The following is a 20,114-nucleotide window of genomic DNA, read 5'->3' on the forward strand; positions in this document are numbered from 1 at the left end:
GCTCCGTACATCCAGGTACGTCTAATTGACCTGGACCGGAGAACGGCTCCTGTCTATGGCCAGCGTGGCCGGGTCATCAGGGTCGTACAGCACGTGAACCGTCCTGCCGGTCGCAAAATTGGGCAGCACGGCATCCTCGACCCATACGACCAGCCGGGCAATACGCTCGCTGCCATCGGGTTCGCTGACCGCCAGGGTCAGATTCAGCCCGGTCCGGTGCATGGTTTGGCCTTCTTCCGTTCCCCGGCGATCCAGCGCAACCACTTTGGCCGTCGTCCGCACAGCAAGGCTGTCACGGCTGAGACGGTCGGCCAGCCTTTCTTCCTGGCGGGGAAGAAAACCCAGGGTCAACACCACAAACATCAGCACCGAAAACGCCAGAATTACCCAGAACCACGCCGGATGCGTTTGCTCCGTAATCAACACGCGCATCATGACCACGCAAAACACGACCGAGCATGCCGCCACACCCAGTACGATCATTAGACTGTTCGGCATGGTCGTTTCATTTTTCCTCATCGCAGTCCGTTCTTGTATCTGGCTTTTCATGCCCGCCTTACATAAAAATATTCATGACTTTGGTGTACAGATTCAAACCACCGGTGTTGATCCTGGCTGCAGCCGTGCCGGCTACCTTGACCAGTTTCTGGGTCAGTTCAATCTGGCCGTTGTCGTTCTTGAAGTCAAAGAAATCAAGCTTCACTACGGCGTATTGCAAGTTCAGAACGTAGGCCTGCCCCCTGAGGCCCCACAGGTCGGCCGCAGCACCTGTCACCGAGAACCTGGCCGGCGTACCCTTGGCGTAGCTGTTTTGCCAGAAGGCGGTAGGGCCGGTGTTGTTCAGTGTCCAGGAAGGTGTAGTCACCGTAACGCCTCCTTCGGCATTAACCGTAACGGGGCCCGTAATGGTTTTGCCCAAGGTGCCGTCCAGGGTGCTTGTCGTGTTGCCCGTTACCGTATGGGTAACGGCACCGGTTATGGTGTCGGTGACATCGCCGGTAATCGTGCGCGTTACCGTTCCGGTCGTGGTCTGTGTATGGTCGCCGGTAATGGTTTCATCCACCGTGCCGGTGGTGTTGTCCACAACCGGCCCTGTAATGGTGCGCGTGACATCGCCGGTGGTAGTCTGGGTAAGGTTGCCCGTAATGGTTTCATCGACATTGCCGGTGATCGTCTCGATCACATTTCCCGTCACGCTGCGGGTTTCGTCGCCGGTAATGGTTTCATTGACCGCCCCCGTCACCGTGCGGTCCGCCCCCGACAGGAAGGTCTCGGTTTCCTGCCCGTGTGTGGTGCTGGTGCGCGCACTCATGACCGTCAGGGTGTCGTTGCCCAGGATGACCGTATTGCGGTCACCGTCAACGGTATGCAGTTCATTGGCCTCGACTTCGGTCGTCAGGTCGCGCTCGGCATGCAGCCAGATGCGTTCGCCACCAGCCACATCCTCGAACATTAAGGCGTTGGCGGTGTTGCGGTCACCATCCTTGGAACGGCTCAGAAAACCGCTTTGGGTGGCGTTGCCGGGCAGATCCCAGGGCGGCATATTGCTGGCGTTATAGACACGGCCAATGATGATGGGGCGATCCGGATGTCCGCCAATGAAATCCACGATGACCTCATCATCGACACGCGGCAGTTGAATACCACCGAAGCCACCACCGGCCCACGGGCTGGATACCCGCACCCAGCACGAGCTGTTCTCGTTGGTTTGTCCGTAGCGGTCCCAGCGAAACTGCACCTTGACGCAGCCGTAGCGGTCGGTCCATATCTGTTCACCCGGCTTGCCCACCACTTTGGCCGTCTGTGGCCCATGTGTACGCGGCAGCGGTGTGACCCGGGGGGGGCGAAACGGCAGGCTGGAAGGGATGGCCGCGAAATCGACCTCGAACTGACTGGCCTCGGTTTCATTGCTGGCATAATCACCTTCCCGAATGTGATACACCACCTTCTGGATCAGATACTCACGATTTTCGGACAAACGTGGATGATTGACCAGACTCAGCAGACGTCCGGGTGCAAGCGCATGTGCGTTGCTATGCCCGGTCACTTGCGATTGCTGAGCCTGCAGGGCCTCAAGACGCACCTGCGAATAGTGCTCGCCCTGATCCGGCTCGGTATAGCCCCCCATCCACTCATAGACTTCCAGGTCTCCGTTGGCATAGCCGCCAGGGTTGCTGCGCAGCGCGTCCAGGCTGGCGGCGGGCTTCTTGAAATCGTAGTCCACCGTAGCAAATTTTCCGGGCGTGACCTGCTCGGCCGGCTCCCAGCGAGAAATATGCTCCTTGTCCGGCTGCACCACACGGTCTGGTCCGATATAAGGCAAGGACTCCAGCCCGGGAAATGCTTCATGCTGGGAAACGTCGTCAGTCAGCACCAGCACATGCTTGCCGTCTTCATGCCTGAACCAGTAGTAGATACCTTCATGCTCCATCAGACGGCTGATGAAGGCAAAATCCGTTTCCTGATACTGCACACAATATTCCCAGGTGCGATAGCTGCCGCTGAGCTTGAACTCGCAAGGAAATTCATAATCGGACAAGACCTCACGAATGACATCGGGCACCGATTTTTCCTGGAAGATCTTGCTGTCGGTAGTCTGCGTCAGGTACCACAACCACGGGCGTACCACTGCGCGATATATGTAGTAGCGCGATGTGGCGCTGGCACGGCCAATAAGCTTGCAGCGTATGACCTGCCCGTTCAAGTAGCGGGCACCGGACCAACCCAGGTCTATGCTCACCGTCAATGGCTGGCTCAGCAACTGCTTCAGATCCAGGGAATGAGACTCGGACAGCATCTCCACTTCAAATTCGAACAGTGTCGACAACTCCTCTTCGCCGTGGAGCGAGCGGAATATCAATGTATCGCCAGGTAACGATGTACTGACTTTAACGGTACGGTTCACGCAATGGCCTCCTGCATGCTTACTTTTTCTGCTCCTAGCCCATATGTATCTGGTCGGCGTCAACCTTGACCAGATCAGTGCCTGTAATCAGCGTATGCTGTGCATGCAAACGCACGGTATGCTCAGCTTGACAATCAATACGGCCGGCACGCACCTGTTCGGTATCCTGTGTAATCCGGAACACCTGTTGTGCCAGTTGGGAAATACGATCCATCACAACCTCACAGGCCTTGCCTATCAGGTTCACTGTGCTCACACTGACTCTGGCTCGAGCACCCAGATAATCAAGCTCGCCCACTGCGCACTCGGCCTGATTGGCCCGCAAGCCCAGCCTGACCGTGTCAAGCGACAGCGCCTCACCGCCCTGCAAGGCAACTGCTTGCCCTGCTTGCATGGAAATGCTTCCCTGTGGGCAGGCAATGACCATATCGCCCTGCGTTTCCAGACGGGCAGTATCCGGCCTGGCCTGACGTATGACAGCAATCAGGTAGGTCTGCTGCGGAACCGGGCCGCTGATCAAAACCTCATCACCCACTTCGGGAACGAGTAGGCAACTGGCGGCCCTTTGAACACGCCACTCCGCCGTCTCGCATTGCACCACGCAATATCCACCATCCTCCACCCGTATCACCGTACCCAATAGCTGTACCGGGTCGTACTGCAACACGGCACCTGGTTTGACAGCGGTTCTCATGGGTCTGGCTCTCCTGTAATTGTTCGCACGACAGTATGGAAAAACAAAAAATCAGTTTGATGACATGGATACTTCTTTACTCTTCTTACGTTTTGTCAGGCCGCCTGGTTCCGGCACATGCTCAGTCATTCGCCTCGAAGTCGTGCGCAATGCTTGCTGACTCGCCCGCCCGCACCGTCAGGGTCTGCTCATGCGGCGGCAACTCTCCGTTGATCACCCTGACCCGATATTCGCCTGGCTTGAGCGACAAGGAGCGCAGAGGAGGCGATACACCCTGGGATGCCCCATTGACGAACACTTCTCCCCACGGCCTGATGGACAAGCCTATCCTTACGTCTGCACCGGTTGCCCGCTCAGCCGGCGCTGGGGCGGTGGTTGACGTTGCCTGTTCCCTCTCGTCGGTGGCTGAATCAACATCAGCCGATTCGGCGTCGGCCGGCATTACTTCAGTTAACGCGGCGTCGTCCTGCACCGTTGTCTCTGGCGCAGGCTGTGGTTCCTGAGTTTCCGGGTCGGTCGCAGCCAATAACGCGCGAGCCTGCATATGTGCCTGCATGTCCAGCTCTTCTATCGGCATGGGCGCAAGCGGCGTTGCCGGCGCTGGTTCGGGTGCGGCAGCGGGTTCCGGTGCAGCAGCTGGTTCCGGTGCATCCACCGCTTGCGCCACCTGCGGCACGGCCACCTCCTGGCTGTCGGTGCCCTGTTCGCGCAACAGATAAGCCCCCGCTGCAATCAGCGCGATCACGACGAACGCCATCATCCAGATCGGGGCCTTGTTCCTGGTCTGCTCTTGCACTGGTTCCGGCATCGGCGCTGGTACAGCAGTTTGCGGCAGCGGCTCGGGAACCGGCGTCATGGCTACCTTCGGCTTGTCCTGCCCGCCTGCGACCGGCACCAGCGGCAGGCCCAGGGCCTGTGCAAACTCATCGACACTGGCAAACCGCTGTTGCCCCAGCAACGACATGCCCCGGTCTATTGCATCTAAAAACCGAGGTGCATAAGCCGGCAGATTCATGCCCTGCAGGGGCTCGCAGGTATCGGACACCATGCGTTGCACAGCATCGGGCGGTGACTGCTTAAGGATCAGGCTTCTGGCCAGGGCCGACACGCCGTAGATGTCCGTCCATGGGCCCAGTGGCCACGCCGGATCATCGACATACTGCTCGAACGCGGCAAATCCGGGATTGACCAGATCGTGCAAGCCTTCGGGCAAGGCGCGGCCATCCATCGAGACGGCAAGCCCGGCATCCAGATGCAGCCTGCCCTGTGGATCCAGCATCACATGGTCGGGCGACATGGCCCCGTATAGACGGCTGTTCGCATGCAAGGGCTGCAAGGCACGGCACAATTGACCCAGCCAGCTTTCAAGATCGGTTTGAGACAGGGTGTAGCCAGCCGACAACCAACCGCTGTCGCGCAAAGGAATTCCGCTGGTTTGAGCAATACCTGATGTCATCGATAACCTGCGTGAGAAACAAACAATTTGTTGAACAAGGTGGCGTTAAGCGAGCCGCCATGCACGTGGCTCTTGTAGGCGGCGCCCTCCACGGTATTGGTCCACCAATAACTCGTATGCGCACTTGGATTGAAGAATGCAGGCAGGTCGCGCCAGCCCAGGTCGTCGTTCACGCCAACGGCCACCGGTGTTCCATGACCGACATTGAGCACGCTCAGGATATCGGCGCCGGGATCTTCAGCCACCGGTGCTTGCGCCGCAACCATGGATTTGATCTCACTGCAAGCCAGGCGCAGCGACTGATCAAATTGCTCCGGGCTGCAGCCATGGCGCAAGGCGGCCAGCAGGCTGACTCCAAGCTGCCGGTAGAAGCCGTTAGCACCGGCCAGCACCGAGGGATTGAAATCACGCTCAGGAATGCTCAGCATAATGACCAGCGGGTAAGAGCGCCCCACCCGGTCACGGCTGGGGCCGATACAACCCAGCTGCACGACGCCCGAGCCGAAGCCGGCCGGCACCGCGAAGTTCCACAAAGGCGCCACCTGATACGCCGCTTCAACATTCTGCGCATCACGCTGATGCAGGCCGGCGACCCCCATCTGCAGCCACTTGTCCCACCACTGCACCAGCTCGCGGCTCAGGCGCCTGTGAAGAAAATCGCCATTGGCGGGCATTTTTCCATACCACCCCACAGCGCTCCAGCATGCCTCAATGTCACTATGCTTCATGTGTTATCCCTGCCCCGGGCAGCTGAACCCCTGCATTTCGCTCAAGCGAAACGGACTTTTCACGGTGTTGGCGCTGAATTCCAGCACGACCTGACGGCCACCGATGGAAAAAGTGGCAATGGTGATTTCCGGCGATGCCCCGCGCTTGAGACTGGCCTTGTCCAGCAAGCGGTTCAAGGCCCATGGCCCCGTAGCAGAGATTCCCGACACACCAGTCTGCGGCAGCAATTCAATGCTGACCTGATTACTGCCACGCGTGCCCGGCCAGTTCACCGCCGTGCCAACCTGGGGGCCATGTGCATAGCTCACTGTTTGCCCGTCCACATTCATGATGAACTGAGTGATATCAGCATCCATGTGCAGGGGCCGAATGGAAACCCGATAGGAGGGTTCGGTTCCCGTTGCCGTGAAATACACACTGCGTATGATGCCTGCACGCTGGAACGAGTCCAGATAACCCGCCTGCTCGCCCTGCCCGCCATCCATGCCGGGCTTGAAGCGCCAGCGCGGGCCCGACATATCGACATGGTTCACCAGCTTCTTCTGGAAGAAGTCATCCATCATGGCGCCGGGCGCGAACAGGCGCGCAAAGTCATTGGGAGCCACATCGCGCTTGGATTTGGGTGAAAAAGGATAGCGCCCGGCAATTGCCTGGCGGCAAAATACGCCCAGGTTGGCGGAAACGGAGCGCCCCAATTGCTGACGCTCGACATCGGACACTTCGTCCGAGGCATGCAGCGACAGCTGGGTCAACATGCCGCCCACCGGCTTGGGCAGCCTGCCCGCTTCGGCCTGCAACTGCGTTACCACACTGCTGGTTGGCAAGGGGCTGGAACTGCGCAAGGCTGCGTCCGAGGCGGTCAGGTAGACATACAGATCATTGATCAGCCCCGTCGTCGCGGTAATGGGTGCCTGTCCGCCCTGTGGTGCCGAGGCAAGGTTACGGTAAGCCACAAAATGCCTGTCCACCATCGCCTCCATACGCTCCGTACCGTTCGTCTCTCGGGCAGGATCACCCGGCGCCACCGAACCGAACATCCGTTCCAGCGAACTTTGCGTCGAGCTCACCCTGTCTTTGGCAAGATCCATCAGCGAACGGTCTCCCGCCTCACTGTCGCGCAACAAGGTCGTTTCCCTGGCCACGGATTGAATCAACTGAACCAATGGCGAGTTGCCGCTGGACAAGGTGCGGGCCATTTCTATGCTTTGCAGCAGGGTCTGGGCGGGCTTCAAGGACAGGTCCGCCAAATACATATCCCAGTTCCTGACATAGTCAGTCAAATACAGGCGCCTGATGTCGGCGACCAGTTGCTCATCGGGTATGGTGCGCTCACCTTTAGTGGCATCCACTTCCAGCACCCAAAGGTCGTCACGCTTCAGATTGGCCGCAATTTCGCCCACCTGCTTGTCAACCTTTTCCCAATAGCCCTCATAGCTGTAAAGCCCGGGAATACCTTCATTCAACGGCTTGCCGCTTTTGCGCGTAAACACAGACATGGCCGACGGCCCGCCCAGGTCCAGAAACGTCGTGTCCGTTATGTCATCGTTAAGCAACAAGCGCTGCATACGGCTATAGGCCCGCTCCGACAAAGCATGCTCATCAAGGGAGGAGCGAGTCTGTGCAATCAGCGCCTCATCCTTGGCAAATGGCGATGTGAGCACCCGGCTGTCAACCAGATTGCGCAAATGCCCGGACAACTGCTCGTACTGCCTTCTGGTATGTCCCTCGGCCAGCTGGGCGCGCATGTCGGACAAGAGCCAGGTGTGCATGAAATCCGGGTTATAGCGCTCGCTGTCATACAGCATCAGATAGGCGCGCAAAGCCTCGTAGGAGTACTCCAGGTCATTGGCGGGCGCCGACCGCAACGCCGCACCAACACGCTGAGCGACCTGAGGCACCAGCACCTGATCCTGGGCAACCCGATACGCTCCATCAGCGCCCGCCTGGATCTTGTGTCCTTGATAGAGTCCAAAGCCGTAACTGAACGGTGGATCATCCGTTGCAAAACCATCACCGGCCGGCAAAGCCTGCAAGGCATCCAGATAAGGAAGCACGCCCAGCACATCACCTGAGGCATCCAGCTTGATCTCGCGGCCCAAAGCCTCAAGCTCGGGAATGCGGGCTTGCACGGCTTGCAGGTAAAGACTGTTGTTCCGGTAGCTATTCGCCCAACCCGCCAGCAAAAGCAGCAGGCCGACACTGACGGCTGCATAGCCACCCCATTGCAAGCGGCGGTAGCGGCGCTCCCACTTCATGTTGCGCCCGGCCAGCCCCGACTCCGGGAAAATCACTTTCTGCAGCAGATTCTGCAAGAAGTAACTGCGTCCGTGCCCTCCCGGCACCTGGCCTTCCACCGTCATGCTGGAGCCGGGCGGGCCCTCGATCTTCAGATAACGCTTGAGCTGACCGGTGACATGATCGAAGGTGCGGCCGCCCTGTGTGCCGCTCGTGAAGTACACACCGCGCGGCAGCACAGACGACTCGAACCGGGAGGTGGCAAACACATTGCTGAGAAAGTGACCGAGTATCGACTGCAGTCCGGCAAACTGTTGGGGCAACAAGTAAGCCAGCGCTCGTCTGGACTCATCCGGTTCCGCACTCATAACGTCAGGCAAACCGGCATACAGCCGCTGCTTCAGCAGCTCGTACTCTGCATTGAATGAAGCGTGCAAGTCAAAACCGTCGGCCTGCAGCTCGGTATGGGGAAAAGTGAAACCCCACACCTGCTTGAGGGCTTCGCGGCTGTACGTGGAAAAATATTCGTTGAAGCCTGACATCAGGTCGGACTTGGTCACCAGGACATACACCGGGAACTGTATGCCCAGCTCCGCGCGCAGCTCCTGCAGGCGCCGGCGCAGAACCGCCGCATGCTGCGCGCGCTCGGCCTCGGACGACGACAACAGGTCTTCGATGCTGACGGTCAGCATTACGCCGTTGACTGGCTGACGGCCCCGGTAGCGTGTCAGAAGGTTCAGAAACCCCTTCCACTCTTCTTCGTCGCCGGTCGAATCGCTTTCCTGCGTGGTGTAGCGACCAGCGGTATCAAGCAAGACAGCATCGTCGGTAAACCACCAGTCGCAGTTACGTGTGCCTCCCACACCCCGCAACGCCACCTTGCCGAACCGTTCGGCCAGCGGAAAGTTCAAACCGGAGTTGACCAGAGCGGTGGTCTTGCCCGAACCCGGTGCGCCAATAAATACGTACCAGGGAAGCTGGTACAAATGCTGGCGTGAAAAGCGTGCCAGGGAAAAGCGACTGGACTTTCCATCGAAGCGCATTTTGCGCAGCAGTTCAATCGCCTCGTCAAAACGGTCCGACAGTTCCTTGATCTCGGGATTCGGATCAGGCTCCTCGGGCTTCTGTTTTTTTGCCGGCCGCCGCAGTTGCCCCAACAGCTGTGCATTGAGCCGCCCTTCGCGCCATTTGCGCCACAGCACACGCAGCAGCCATACCGCAAAAATGGCAACAATCACATAAACACGAACGCTTGCCGATTCCAGCGGCCTGACCGCACCCAGAGCCAGCAGCGGGCCCGCCACCCAGATCAACAGAGCCAGTGCAAGCAAACCGAAGAAGCTCCACAGCCCCCGACTGAGTAGAAAACTGAATAGGGTGCTCATGGCTGCGTACCTCCTTGCACCGGAGAAACCAGCAAGGTAATTTCAACGCGACGGTTCTTCGCCCTGCCGGCAGCGCTGTCGTTGGATGCAACGGGATCGGCCGCACCGCGCCCTTCCGCCCGCACGCGATCCGGTTGCGTCAGACGGCTCTGCAGCAAGTTCTTGACCGCATCGGCGCGCGCCTGCGAAAGCTCCCAGTTCGATGGAAACCGCACAGTACGTATTGGAACGTTATCGCTGTAGCCGCTTACCAGTATGCTGCCTTGTGCTTGATTCAAGGCATCGGCAACCCGTGAAAGCACGGGGATATATTCGGATCTGATTTCGTCCGCACCCGACGTGAACAGGCCATCGCCATGAAGAATAATGACACTGCGATCGGCCTCGTTGCGCACAGCCAGCAGGTTCTCGCGTATCTCGGGCGCCAGGAATCCCGTCAGGGCCTGGCCGAATGGAACCGGCGGTGTCTGCTGGGCCCGGGGAGCCGGCGTCGGCAGAACGGGCGGCTTGAGCCCGGAAACTGCCGCGTAGACAGTATCGGATTTGCTGCCCAGACTCCAGCTCATGCCGAAGTAGGCAAACAATCCGACCAGCGCCGCAAGCGATGCAAAAACCCATAACGGCACCGGCAGACGCCTGACTTGGGTCAGCAGGGGCGCATCCTTCCAATGCGGCGACAGCGCGCCGGCATACTCGCCCCGCACGTCACGCAGTATCAGAAGCAGGCGCTGCCGCACGGTATCGAGCTGACTGCGGCCATTGTCGGCCACCCTGTACCGGCCTTCGAACCCCAGCAGCAGGCAGTAGTACAGCAATTCCAGCAAGTCTATGTGCTGCCTGGGATTCTGCGACAACTTGGCCAGCAGCTGAAAGAACTTCTCGCCGCCCCAGGTTTCGTTATGGAAGGTGACCAGCAGGCTATGGGCAGACCAGACACCACCGCCACCCCAGGGCGTAAGCGCCGCCGCCTCGTCCAGCGCCGTGCACAGGCAATAGCGCGCCCCCAATATGGTTTCGTTCTGTATGCCTGCCTGCTGCGCCCGCATCTCGAACTGGCGCACCTCATCCAGCAAGTGCTCGCGCAGGAGCTGCGGCGACGGGTGCGTTTCGGTGACCCGGATCTGCGGTATCAGCACCAGCAACGAATTTGCGGCAGCAACCAGGGCGTTTGCCGAGCCCGAAAACGAAGATATGCCGTCCTGCATCATTCGCGTATGGCCCAGAATTCAAGTTGCAGGCCTGGAAAATCACCTGCCAGATGCAAGGCCAGCCCCCCCGTGCGCTCGAACTGCTTCCACATTTCGCCGCTCTTTTCCAGCTCGAAGTAGATATAGCCTGCGTGATAGGGCAAAGGCTTGGGCACATTGGCCAGGGGCCGCAGCGTAATGCCAGGCAACTGCAAATGCACCAGATCGCGGATGCGTTCTATGGGGCCAAGCTTGGCCTGGGCGGGCAGTCGCGCACGGGTCAGTTCGGAGGGCATCTGTGCATGTACGGCCAGCACCAGTCCGGCCGTACGCACCATTTCCGGGTCGCTCAAATGCGCCACTCGCACCCCCTGGCCTTTGTCCTCCAGCGGTATCTGTATGGCCTTGTCCTCCAGCATGGCCGACAAGAAACGGCGCAGCAGCTGCATCAAAGGCTCGAAGCTCAGGGCCAGGTCGTCGTGCCGGTAAACGGGAAATGACACCAGGCGTCGCCCCTCGTCGGAAAACGTCGACAGTTCGCCGGCCAGCATCAGCAAGTCATGAAACAGACGCTCGGGGTGCAGGGTTTCAAGCTGCTGTGCGTGCCACAGGGCACCTCGATAGCGGTTGATGGTTTTCAGCAGCAGAAATTCCGATACCTCGGACACACCACCGCGCCCTGGTTCGACCAGACGCTGCACCAGCAGCTCGCTGCGCGCCTCCAGCAAACCGTAGAGCTCATGAATATACGTGCGCAGCACCATATTCATCCCGCAGGCCAGCGTCGGCGGGATGTAGCTTGAATCGAGCAACAGCCGGTTATCGTTGAGCCGCTCCAGCACAACGGCGACACCCAGCGTCAGCCACTCGCCGTCCGCTTCATCTTCGAGCATCAGGCGCAAGCGCAGTTGCCCAAGCTGCAGTACAGCCGGCCCCAGCGCAACCGCAGTGGAATCGGCAACCTCATGCTCCACTGCCTGATAGCGCGCCAGCCGGTCGTCATCCCCGTCAAACGACACATCCTGCCCACCGCGTCGTTTACGGGGCATGGCCAGCACAATTTTCTTGCGATGCGCGCCGGCCGGAATATCCAGGGCTGGCGGCGCATCCTCTTGTGCCGAGAAATCAAAAGGCGTTCCATCGGGGAAAACACCCGTCGCCTGCTTTAATGCCAGTTTGCCCAGCGACAGGGCGTCATGGTCCAGCACCAGGCTTTTGTAGCCCCAATACAAGCCGGCGGCACATTCCGTGTGAATATGGCTGCGATGCTCCAGATGCCGTTCCAACTGCTGAAAATGATGAGGGCGCAAGAACATGCCCTCGGACCAAACCACCTTCTTTCTTTCCATTATCTGTCTTTAATCATCGATAGGATTTCGGCTTGCCAACGCCACAGGATCAGTCTTGTTCAATCAGCGTCATGCCGCGCTTGCCGACGTCTATCCGTATGCGTTTTTCACCTGGCGAGAACTGCCAGAACTTGTAGATATTGGTGCGCCTGGCTTCCGGCAGTTCGACCAACAGGCGCCACTGGCTTGAGTCCAGTTCCCTGTAGCCGGCCACAATACCCAGCGCCTTCGCATTGACATCGCCCGAGCGGGTAATCTCCTTGGACTCACCCGGCCTGAGCATGACGCGGCTCACACCCAGGAGTTCGTCACCCAGCGCCGCATGGGCATCGCCCTGCAGGTCGAAGTAGCCGGTAGACTGAAACTTGCTGATGGACTGGAGCTCGAATACCGTCAGTTGTATCGGTGCAGCTTCACCGTTGGCGCCAGGGTTCACATCGGGCATGGCGTGCAACTCAACCACGTAGGGCACGGCCAGGCGGCTTGCCGTCGCCGCGCACCCTGCCAGGATTGCACAGCCCATCATCAGAAATAAAAACGCTGTAATAGATCTTTGGCGGCCGGCCTGTCTGCTCATGCAATGGTTTCCTGTCTTGTACTTGCATTGATCAAGACCGCTATCAAACACAAGTCAGAAGACATTTAAATTAAACCTACAGAGTCTTACTTCATTTACATAGTGAAAACAGAAAATTCGGCAAATGCCAGGCACGTAAGAAAAGCGACACATTGGCCCATTAGCATGTCTCGAACTATGCAATCAAGAATACCGAATCCCATGAAACGCAACCTGCTTACACCCCTGTGCACACTGCTGGCCGCCATGATGCTGAGTGCCTGCGCGCACTCCCCCGACCCGACTGCAGCAACATCAGAGCAGCGACAAGCCCTGGCCGACCTGGAGCTGGACTACAGCGCCGGCAACTATGCGAAAGTGGCTCAAACCGTCGGCTTGTCAGTCGAGCTGCAAAGCGCACCGCCGACTGTGCGAATGCAAGCGTTGAAGCTGCAGGCATTCAGCTATTGTCTGCAGGAGAAAGCCGCTCAGTGCGAGCGCAGCTTTGAAAGGCTGCTCAAACAACATCCCGACTTTGAACTGACGGAATCCGAGCGCAATCACCCCATGTGGGGACCGGCATACACACGGGCCAGGGACCATGCAGCACAGAGCAACACTGTCGCGTCGTCACAATAAACACACTGGCTTGCCAAAGCGAAAGAAATACCATGAGAATAATTGCCACCCATATACCAACTGCCCGCACAAGCTCCTTCGAGTTCAAGGAACCGGGCGGCACAATAGGACGGTGCCCCGGCAACCACCTGCTGCTTGATGAAGATACGCGCGTTGGCCGTGTACAGGCGGTAATGCGTGCAAAAGGCAACGAGTGGAGCATCATGAATGTATCGAGCCGCTCCGACATGGCCCTGAATGGCCAGGCACTGCTCATGCTAAAGGAATTGCCGATCACCGCGGGCGATACCCTGACCGTTGGCGACTACCTGCTCAAAGCGGCCGATGCGATTGTGGCAGAGTCCTCTTTGCCAGTAGCCGCAACGCCAGATCCGGTCATGGAGCAAGAAGCGCCGGCTGCGGCTGAAGAAAACCGGGAGGTTGAAGAGGCCCAGGACATCTTCAAGGAACTGCTGGACGGGCCAGGGGTATTGCCCGTGGGTCAGCCCGTTGAAGCGGGTGACCTTCACCCCTTCGAGCTCGCGTCGCAGGCGCCGCGCAATCATCCTGACCCAATCCAGACACTGCACAAGGCCGATCACTATACGCCGGCCTATTCGGGCGAGACACTGAACACAGAACCCGAACAGCATGACAGTCATATTTTCAGCGACCCTGTGCCCAGCACACTGCGCGCCAACGACGCATTGGCATCACAGCGCAAGAACCTGATCGGCGACGCGCTGGCACATGGTCACGCCAGCGCACCCCGTCACGAGAAGCTGTAAACAAACTCGCCGTTCTCGGCAGACAGCACCACGGCAGTAATCGTTCCGTCTGCTGCTGCGGCTGTAAGCAGCTCGCGGCTGATGGTGGGCAGGATGGTGTTACTGAGTATGGTGTCTATCATGCGCCCACCCGATTCAACCTCGGTACAACGGGCCACAATCAGCTCATGGACTTCAGGCTGCACCGTCATATCTACTTGATGGTTCTCCATCAGGCGCAGCCGTATGCGCTCAAGCTGCAGTGAAACTATCCGCGCCAGCATACTGTCTGGTAACGGGTAGTACGGCACCACGATCAACCTGCCCAGCAAGGCAGCGGGAAACATCTGCAACAAGGGCTGGCGCAAAGCCTGTGCGACCTGCTCCGGTTCCGGTAACTGCCCGGGATCGCGACACATGGACGCTATTCGTTCCGATCCTGTATTGGAGGTAAGGATAATGACCGTATTCCTGAAATCAATGTAGCGGCCCTCGCCGTCTTCCATCCAGCCTTTGTCAAAGACCTGGAAAAAGATCTCGTGCACATCAGGGTGTGCCTTTTCAACTTCGTCCAGCAGGATCACGCTATACGGACGGCGGCGTACCGCCTCGGTCAGCACGCCGCCTTCGCCATATCCGACATAGCCGGGAGGCGCTCCCTTTAGTGTCGAAACCGTATGGGACTCCTGGAACTCGCTCATGTTGATGGAAATAACATTCTGCTCGCCGCCATACAGCGTATCAGCCAGCGCCAGGGCTGTTTCTGTTTTACCCACCCCGCTGGGCCCGCACAACAGGAAAACACCCACCGGCTTGTTCGGATCAGTCAGCCTGGCACGCGATGTTTCTATGCGGCGGGCGATTGTATCCAGCCCATGGCGCTGACCCACCACTCTTTGCTCCAGCGTATCGGCCAGCTGCAGCACAGATGTTGCCTCGTCACGCAGCATGCGGCCCACGGGTATGCCCGTCCATTCAGCCACCACGGCGGCCACGGCCGCCGCATCCACCGACGGAAAAATCATGGGCGTCTCGCCTTGATGCTCGGCCAGTTGCCGGCGCAGCGGATCCAGCTCGGCGCGCAGCCGCGCCTGCTCCTCGGGCTCGACTCCGGCCTCGTTCAAGGCCGTCTGCAAATCATGCAGCTGCGTCACCAACGCCTGTTCGGCCAGCCAGCGGCCATCCAGCTCCAGCAGCCTTTCCTGGCTGTCAGCCAGGCTGGCCTGCACCTGCTGATTGCGGGCCTGATGCTCAATGCCCAGCTGTTGCTCGCGTTCCAGCATGCCCAGCTCGATCTTGAGCGCTTGTATCTCGCGCCGGCAATCCTCCAGGTCGGCCGGCACGGCATGCTGGCTGACCGCCACGCGCGCGCAGGCGGTGTCCAGCAGTGCAACAGCCTTGTCCGGCAACTGACGTGCCGGGATATAGCGATAAGACAAACGCACGGCCGCGTCGATGGCCTCATCCAGCAACAAGACTTTGTGATGCTCACCCAGAACTTGCGCCAGGCCGCGCAACATCACAACCGCCTGCGCTTCCGAAGGTTCGGCAATCTGCACGGGCTGAAAGCGACGTGTCAGGGCAGGATCTTTTTCAATGTACTTCTTGTATTCCGACCAGGTCGTGGCGCCTATGGTCCTGAGCTGCCCGCGCGCCAGGACCGGCTTGAGCAGATTGGCCGCGTCTCCTGTGCCTGCCGCACCGCCCGCACCCACCAGTGTATGGATTTCATCAATGAACAGCACTATGGGTTTCTCGCTGGACTCGACGGCATCAATGACGGAGCGCAAGCGTGCCTCGAACTCACCCTTCATGCCCGCACCCGCCTGCAGCAGCCCCAGATCCAGCATGTACAAGGAGACATCGCGCAGGGAAGGAGGCACATCGCCTTGCGCCAGCCGCAGTGCAAGTCCTTCTGCTACTGCGGTCTTGCCCACACCGGCTTCACCTGTCAGCAAGGGGTTATTCTGGCGGCGCCGCATCAGAATATCGATAATCTGCCGGATCTCTTCGTTTCGACCCGATACCGGATCAATCTGGCCCGCCCTGGCACGAGCAGTCAGATCCACCGCATACTGTGCCAGAGCCAGGGCACCCAGCGTGGTGGGCCCTGCTTCGGGCTGCGCCGGCGTCGAGCTTCTCTTGTCCTGCTCCGCCGAACCGGCGGTGATCTCGTCGAACTTCATCAGCAGCAAGTCAGGCACAATCTTCTTGAATTCGGGCGACAGGCCAAACAGCACATGCCGCAAACTCGACGTTTTCAGCAGGCCGATCAACAGGTGTCCGCTGCGTATGCGCGTCGCGCCGCACTTGAGCGACGCATATAGCCACGCCCTTTCCACCGCCTCGTCGATATGACCCGACAGGTCCGAGACCGAACCGCCCCCCTGCGGCAACTGATCAAGCGCCCTCAGAATATCGCCGTCAAGGACTGACTCGTTCAGCTCGAAGTAACCCATAATCGCATGCAAATCAGTGTTCCTGGCGTGCGCCAGCTGATGCAGCCAATGCGCCAGCTCCACATGCGAATGACGCCGCAACTTGCAGAATATTGCAGCGCCATCCAGCGTTTGATACATGACGTCACCCAGCTTTCCGAATAGCTCTACACGACTGATATCTGACATGGTTTCCACTTTATCCATAAAAAAATTCAGGCTTGCACATCATTGCCTTGTGCCTATTGCAGCAGTCTTCATGCGCTGTTCAAGGTTCAATACGACATCACGCGCATCGCCCCGGGCCGGATCGCGAACCCCCAGCCAGCTGGACAAGCCCAGCGGCACAGACTGCCCCAGTACGACTCCATGCACATCACGCTGATCCAGCACCAGCTGCACATCCCATTCGTACTCCAGCCCCACATACTGACGCACCCAGTCCAGCAACTGGCGCGCATGTCCTCCGCCTGGCAGATACTGCCGGTACGACTGCATGCGCAAAGGCCCGAGCTCAATGCGAAACTTGTGCTGGGCGTCGCGCACGGCCGAACCCAGCAAGGTGTTGCGTCCCAGCGCCGCGCTTCCGCCCCCCAGTGCGAGTTGCTGGTCGGGCTCCAGATGTATCCACTGAGGAATGAATTCATGTATGCGCACGGGCACGGCGAAATAGCTGTGCAGGATCTGCTTCAGCCCTTCGGGATTGCGCGTCTGGCGCAGCAAGTGTCCTGCCATGTAGTACTTCGCATGATCAGGAATGGTGTCCCGGCCTTGCTGACCCGGCGTGCCCATATGCAGCAAACTGGCCAGATAACGGCTGAAGTGCTGGTGCTCATGATCCAGGCTTACGGTACTTTGGGCGTCAGCCCAGGCGCGATAAAAAAGCAGTATCAGCCGATGATGGAAGATATCGGCAAAGGCCGTCAACGTATCATCGCCGTGATGATGCAGCCGCTCGTGCGCGTACTCCGTAAGATGCAAGGGCATGGGCCCGTTCGGCCCGAACAGGCCGAAGCTGTATATCGACAGCTCGGCTATGCCGTCAGGGCGATCGCACGCCGCCCCCGACAAGGTAGAAGGGGCAAACGCCAAGCTGGGTGTCTGGCCCACGCGCAGCGGCTCATCGCGAGGGGTGCTCGCCCGCCCCAGGCGCTTGCGCGCTCCACCCCTGGCATCTATCCATCTGAGCACATGAAACAGGTCATGTTTGTATGGCTGCGCCATCAGGTGCTGCCAGAAATCGGCTGGCAAACCGCTGCGCTTGTCTGCCTTGCCCGCTACGCCTGTTACGGCCTCTTCGCCATTTGGCATCATGCGCATGAGACCGTCCTACACTGCCGGACGGCCGCCCATGCGGACCGGCCAGCGCGCAACCTCACCACGCTGCAGCGTGGACAAAACCGTTTCCGTCATCATATTGATAGCGACATGGCGGGCAAAGAACTGCTCAAGCACGGCGGCAAACATGAACGGACTGATCCCTGAAAAGGCGGCCTCGTCAAGACTGACATCAATTTTCACACCCCGCCCCATCAGCAAAGGACCGGGCACCGGCAAATGGCGGTACATGGACTCGATACGGACATGGCGCAGGCCGGAGATCTGGCGGCTGACAGCGGTATCGCTCATGTCGCCGTACAGACTGAGCAGTTCCCGCAAGGCATGCGCACCCTGCTGCTCATCGACATCCACCAGACTCAAATAATTCAGCCCCATATGGCTGATCAAACGCCAGGTTGACGCACTGTCGGTCAGCGCAGGCCTTGGCCTGGATGGGCCTTTCAGAATGCGCACGGATGAAACCGGAGCCGAGATCTTGAGCGTAAAGTCGCTGGCGCCGCCGCGTGGCAACAACAAGGGCAGATCACGATTGGTGCATAGCGTTTCCACACTCAGATGGCGCAGCTTGTCGGAATGAGGTGCCTCGTTGCGGTCTACCAGCGACAGGAATACCTCGCTGCCGGTGTAAGCCGTGCGGGTGCCCTCGCGCCGACCCGCATCGGACAGCAATCGCGCCTCGCGCCGGACTGAGAAGTAAGCGCCATAATCGCCCGCGTCTTTTTCCACCGAGCTGTAGAAAGGACGAAATTCATGCTGCTGGTCTGACGAGACATGCCCTATCACCCTGTTCACACTGTATACCTCGTAGTCCAGGGGGCAGGAACGCTCTACCACAACATGATGCTCGTCCGCACGTGCCGTAACAGCCAGCCGATCGGCCCGCTTGGGCACCAGGTTTATCGCCGGCGTGCAGTGCAAGGCCAGGTGATTGGCGGTGATCAGATTCTCCAGTTCAGGTACGCTGCTATCCAGCAATATCGTCAGGTCAAACGTCTTGCAGGCCAGGCTTGCGCCCATGCGCTTTAATGCCGGCTTCAGGCCATTGATGCTGAAGAAGCGATAACGGTCGGGAAAAGCAAAGTACTCCTGAAGCAGACGATAGCCCTGGAACAACCGTGGATCCGCAGGCAGCAGCGCCTGATCCGTGTCAAAGCCCTCGTGCCGGATTGCCGTGCGCGGCAGGCGCTCCATGCAGCTCACGGGCCGACTGGTGTCGTGGCACAGTACTGCCACCGTGTGGCCCACCACAAGCTCCAGCAGGCGGCTCATCTGAACATCCTGGCCGTTAAGATAGAACATCAACCGATCCAGATCCAGCTCATGCAGCAAGGCCCCACCGCACAGCGCAATCCTCAGGCGCAGCGCGGCGCGAACTGGTGATCCGCGTCCGGCCAGGCCCAGGCGACTCAAGGGCAGATCAGCGGGCGGGCCGGTCAACTGGGCGCTTTCAACCCGCATGGGCCACAAGGTGACCTCGTGCGCAGTAGAGAACTCGCAACGGGTTTGCTCTCCGGGCGCCAGGCCCGCGCGCAATATGGTGCCGCGCGGCATGCTGAAACCCTTGGCCAGGGTACCCTCGTTCATGCTGGGGGAAAACTGTACTACGGTAATGGAAGGCACGGGCGCCAGATAATTGGGATAGACAATATCCATCAGGCGCTGCGAGAAGCGGGGAAACTCCGCATCCATCTTCATTTGTATGCGCGCGGTCAGGAAACTGAAACCTTCCAGCAAACGCTCGACATAAGGGTCGTTCACCTCGGTGCCGTTCAGGGCCAGACGTCCGGCCACCTTGGGGTAGCGCTCGGCGAACTCGGCTCCCAGCTCGCGCAGGTACTCCAGCTCGCGGTTGTAATAGTCCAGCAAGCGTGGCTGCATCAGTGCCCACCCATGTCGCTCAGATCGATATGCCCGCTTTCCAGGTCAATGACCGTGCGGAACAGGAATTCCTGGTGATACGGCACGCACCACAACAGGCCTTTGATCTTGAAACTCAATATATTGTGATGCTCTAGCACATCGGTGTCCGTCACACAACGAACCGCTATCGTGTCGGGCAGTATGCGAGGCTCGAAGTGAACAATAGCCTCGGTAATGGCGCGTTCCAGGTCCACCCAGTCGACCTCCGACATGCGCTTGCCGGCCAGGGCGCGAACGCCAAAGTTCAGGGCGGATGTCCTGACATGGGCGCAGTTGCTCAAGTCGCTGGAAGACTCCAGGCTTACCGTATTGAGCAGCCAGTTCAGATCACGCAGCACGGCAAGGCGCAATTGTGCGTGCGTCAACATGCCATGCTGGGATTCAGCGCGTTGCCGTGGAGCATCGTCGGTCAGACGATCCAGCAAGGCGGGCTGCAAGCGGTCGCGTGCTATACGCGGATCATCGCCCGGGCCCAGAGCTTTTCTACCGCCGGCCTGCGCTCGCTGCGATCTGATTGTCATATACATTCATTCC

Annotated in this window: 15 protein-coding genes; 2 read left to right on the forward strand and 13 right to left on the reverse strand. The window is 59.2% G+C overall.

All coding sequences use genetic code 11. The features are described 5' to 3' along the window. Positions 1-21: 21 nt before the first annotated feature. The 9 genes from LKR43_RS09280 to tssJ all read right to left on the reverse strand — a co-directional run bounded on the left by LKR43_RS09280 (position 22) and on the right by tssJ (position 12,517). Positions 22-498: a hypothetical protein gene (locus LKR43_RS09280; RefSeq protein ID WP_227683774.1), complete on the reverse strand. Its 477-nt coding sequence runs from the start codon at positions 496-498 to the stop codon at positions 22-24. 58 nt (positions 499-556) lie between these two features. After that, a complete protein-coding gene (locus LKR43_RS09285; protein WP_227683775.1) occupies positions 557-2,905 on the reverse strand; it encodes a type VI secretion system tip protein VgrG in 2,349 nt (782 codons plus the stop codon). A gap of 34 nt (positions 2,906-2,939) precedes the next feature. Then, a complete protein-coding gene (locus tag LKR43_RS09290) occupies positions 2,940-3,599 on the reverse strand; it encodes a DUF3540 domain-containing protein (RefSeq protein ID WP_227683776.1) in 660 nt (219 codons plus the stop codon). Positions 3,600-3,720: 121 nt separating this feature from the next. Then, positions 3,721-5,055, reverse strand: a complete 1,335-nt coding sequence (locus tag LKR43_RS09295; protein ID WP_227683777.1) for a hypothetical protein — start codon at positions 5,053-5,055, stop codon at positions 3,721-3,723. Next, positions 5,052-5,783 carry a type VI secretion system-associated protein TagF gene (gene tagF / locus LKR43_RS09300; protein ID WP_227683778.1) on the reverse strand — a complete coding sequence of 244 codons (732 nt, stop codon included), beginning with the start codon at positions 5,781-5,783 and terminating at the stop codon, positions 5,052-5,054. The genes LKR43_RS09295 and tagF overlap by 4 nt, the downstream gene beginning before the upstream one ends. Positions 5,784-5,786: 3 nt before the next feature. Beyond that, positions 5,787-9,404, reverse strand: a complete 3,618-nt coding sequence (tssM, locus tag LKR43_RS09305; protein WP_227683779.1) for a type VI secretion system membrane subunit TssM — start codon at positions 9,402-9,404, stop codon at positions 5,787-5,789. Next, positions 9,401-10,612 (reverse strand): DotU family type VI secretion system protein, encoded by a 1,212-nt coding sequence (locus LKR43_RS09310; RefSeq protein WP_227683780.1) that lies wholly within the window; start codon positions 10,610-10,612, stop codon positions 9,401-9,403. The genes tssM and LKR43_RS09310 overlap by 4 nt, the downstream gene beginning before the upstream one ends. Beyond that, entirely contained in the window at positions 10,609-11,940 is a 1,332-nt protein-coding gene (gene tssK / locus LKR43_RS09315; RefSeq protein WP_227683781.1) for a type VI secretion system baseplate subunit TssK, read from the reverse strand. Before tssK ends, LKR43_RS09310 begins: the two co-directional genes overlap by 4 nt. A 49-nt stretch (positions 11,941-11,989) precedes the next feature. Then, a complete protein-coding gene (gene tssJ, locus LKR43_RS09320) occupies positions 11,990-12,517 on the reverse strand; it encodes a type VI secretion system lipoprotein TssJ (RefSeq protein WP_227683782.1) in 528 nt (175 codons plus the stop codon). 201 nt (positions 12,518-12,718) lie between these two features. Between tssJ and LKR43_RS09325 the strand changes: the two genes are divergently transcribed. After that, positions 12,719-13,135, forward strand: coding sequence for a TssQ family T6SS-associated lipoprotein (locus LKR43_RS09325; protein ID WP_227683783.1), 417 nt, complete (start codon positions 12,719-12,721; stop codon positions 13,133-13,135). 32 nt (positions 13,136-13,167) lie between these two features. Further along, on the forward strand, positions 13,168-13,902 hold the full coding sequence (locus LKR43_RS09330; RefSeq protein ID WP_227683784.1) for an FHA domain-containing protein: 735 nt from the start codon (positions 13,168-13,170) through the stop codon (positions 13,900-13,902). Here LKR43_RS09330 and tssH read toward each other — a convergent pair. From tssH to tssE, 4 genes are read right to left on the reverse strand one after another with little or no spacing between them, the layout of a single operon-like run. Further along, positions 13,887-16,508: a type VI secretion system ATPase TssH gene (tssH, locus tag LKR43_RS09335; RefSeq protein WP_227683881.1), complete on the reverse strand. Its 2,622-nt coding sequence runs from the start codon at positions 16,506-16,508 to the stop codon at positions 13,887-13,889. The genes LKR43_RS09330 and tssH overlap by 16 nt on opposite strands. Before the next feature lie 39 nt (positions 16,509-16,547). Beyond that, positions 16,548-17,630, reverse strand: a complete 1,083-nt coding sequence (gene tssG, locus LKR43_RS09340) for a type VI secretion system baseplate subunit TssG (RefSeq protein ID WP_227683882.1) — start codon at positions 17,628-17,630, stop codon at positions 16,548-16,550. Positions 17,631-17,648: 18 nt separating this feature from the next. After that, the gene (gene tssF / locus LKR43_RS09345; protein WP_227683785.1) at positions 17,649-19,538 is read right to left on the reverse strand and encodes a type VI secretion system baseplate subunit TssF; all 1,890 of its coding nucleotides are present in this window, start codon (positions 19,536-19,538) and stop codon (positions 17,649-17,651) included. Beyond that, the gene (tssE, locus tag LKR43_RS09350; RefSeq protein ID WP_227683786.1) at positions 19,538-20,101 is read right to left on the reverse strand and encodes a type VI secretion system baseplate subunit TssE; all 564 of its coding nucleotides are present in this window, start codon (positions 20,099-20,101) and stop codon (positions 19,538-19,540) included. The genes tssF and tssE overlap by 1 nt, the downstream gene beginning before the upstream one ends. Positions 20,102-20,114 lie beyond the last annotated feature (13 nt).

This window comes from Pusillimonas sp. MFBS29, from assembly GCF_020687695.1.
GTDB lineage: Bacteria > Pseudomonadota > Gammaproteobacteria > Burkholderiales > Burkholderiaceae_B > Pusillimonas_C.

Bases quoted from the DNA above. Each gene is read 5' to 3' on its own strand.
- LKR43_RS09310 (WP_227683780.1), bottom strand. From the start codon at position 10,612: ATGATGCAGGACGGCATATCTTCGTTTTCGGGCTCGGCAAACGCCCTG.
- LKR43_RS09330 (WP_227683784.1), top strand. From the start codon at position 13,168: ATGAGAATAATTGCCACCCATATACCAACTGCCCGCACAAGCTCCTTC.
- tssJ (WP_227683782.1), bottom strand. From the start codon at position 12,517: ATGAGCAGACAGGCCGGCCGCCAAAGATCTATTACAGCGTTTTTATTT.
- tagF (WP_227683778.1), bottom strand. From the start codon at position 5,783: ATGAAGCATAGTGACATTGAGGCATGCTGGAGCGCTGTGGGGTGGTAT.
- tssK (WP_227683781.1), bottom strand. From the start codon at position 11,940: ATGGAAAGAAAGAAGGTGGTTTGGTCCGAGGGCATGTTCTTGCGCCCT.
- tssG (WP_227683882.1), bottom strand. From the start codon at position 17,630: ATGCCAAATGGCGAAGAGGCCGTAACAGGCGTAGCGGGCAAGGCAGAC.
- LKR43_RS09280 (WP_227683774.1), bottom strand. From the start codon at position 498: ATGCCGAACAGTCTAATGATCGTACTGGGTGTGGCGGCATGCTCGGTC.
- tssF (WP_227683785.1), bottom strand. From the start codon at position 19,538: ATGCAGCCACGCTTGCTGGACTATTACAACCGCGAGCTGGAGTACCTG.
- tssH (WP_227683881.1), bottom strand. From the start codon at position 16,508: ATGTCAGATATCAGTCGTGTAGAGCTATTCGGAAAGCTGGGTGACGTC.
- LKR43_RS09290 (WP_227683776.1), bottom strand. From the start codon at position 3,599: ATGAGAACCGCTGTCAAACCAGGTGCCGTGTTGCAGTACGACCCGGTA.
- LKR43_RS09325 (WP_227683783.1), top strand. From the start codon at position 12,719: ATGAAACGCAACCTGCTTACACCCCTGTGCACACTGCTGGCCGCCATG.
- tssM (WP_227683779.1), bottom strand. From the start codon at position 9,404: ATGAGCACCCTATTCAGTTTTCTACTCAGTCGGGGGCTGTGGAGCTTC.
- LKR43_RS09295 (WP_227683777.1), bottom strand. From the start codon at position 5,055: ATGACATCAGGTATTGCTCAAACCAGCGGAATTCCTTTGCGCGACAGC.
- tssE (WP_227683786.1), bottom strand. From the start codon at position 20,101: ATGACAATCAGATCGCAGCGAGCGCAGGCCGGCGGTAGAAAAGCTCTG.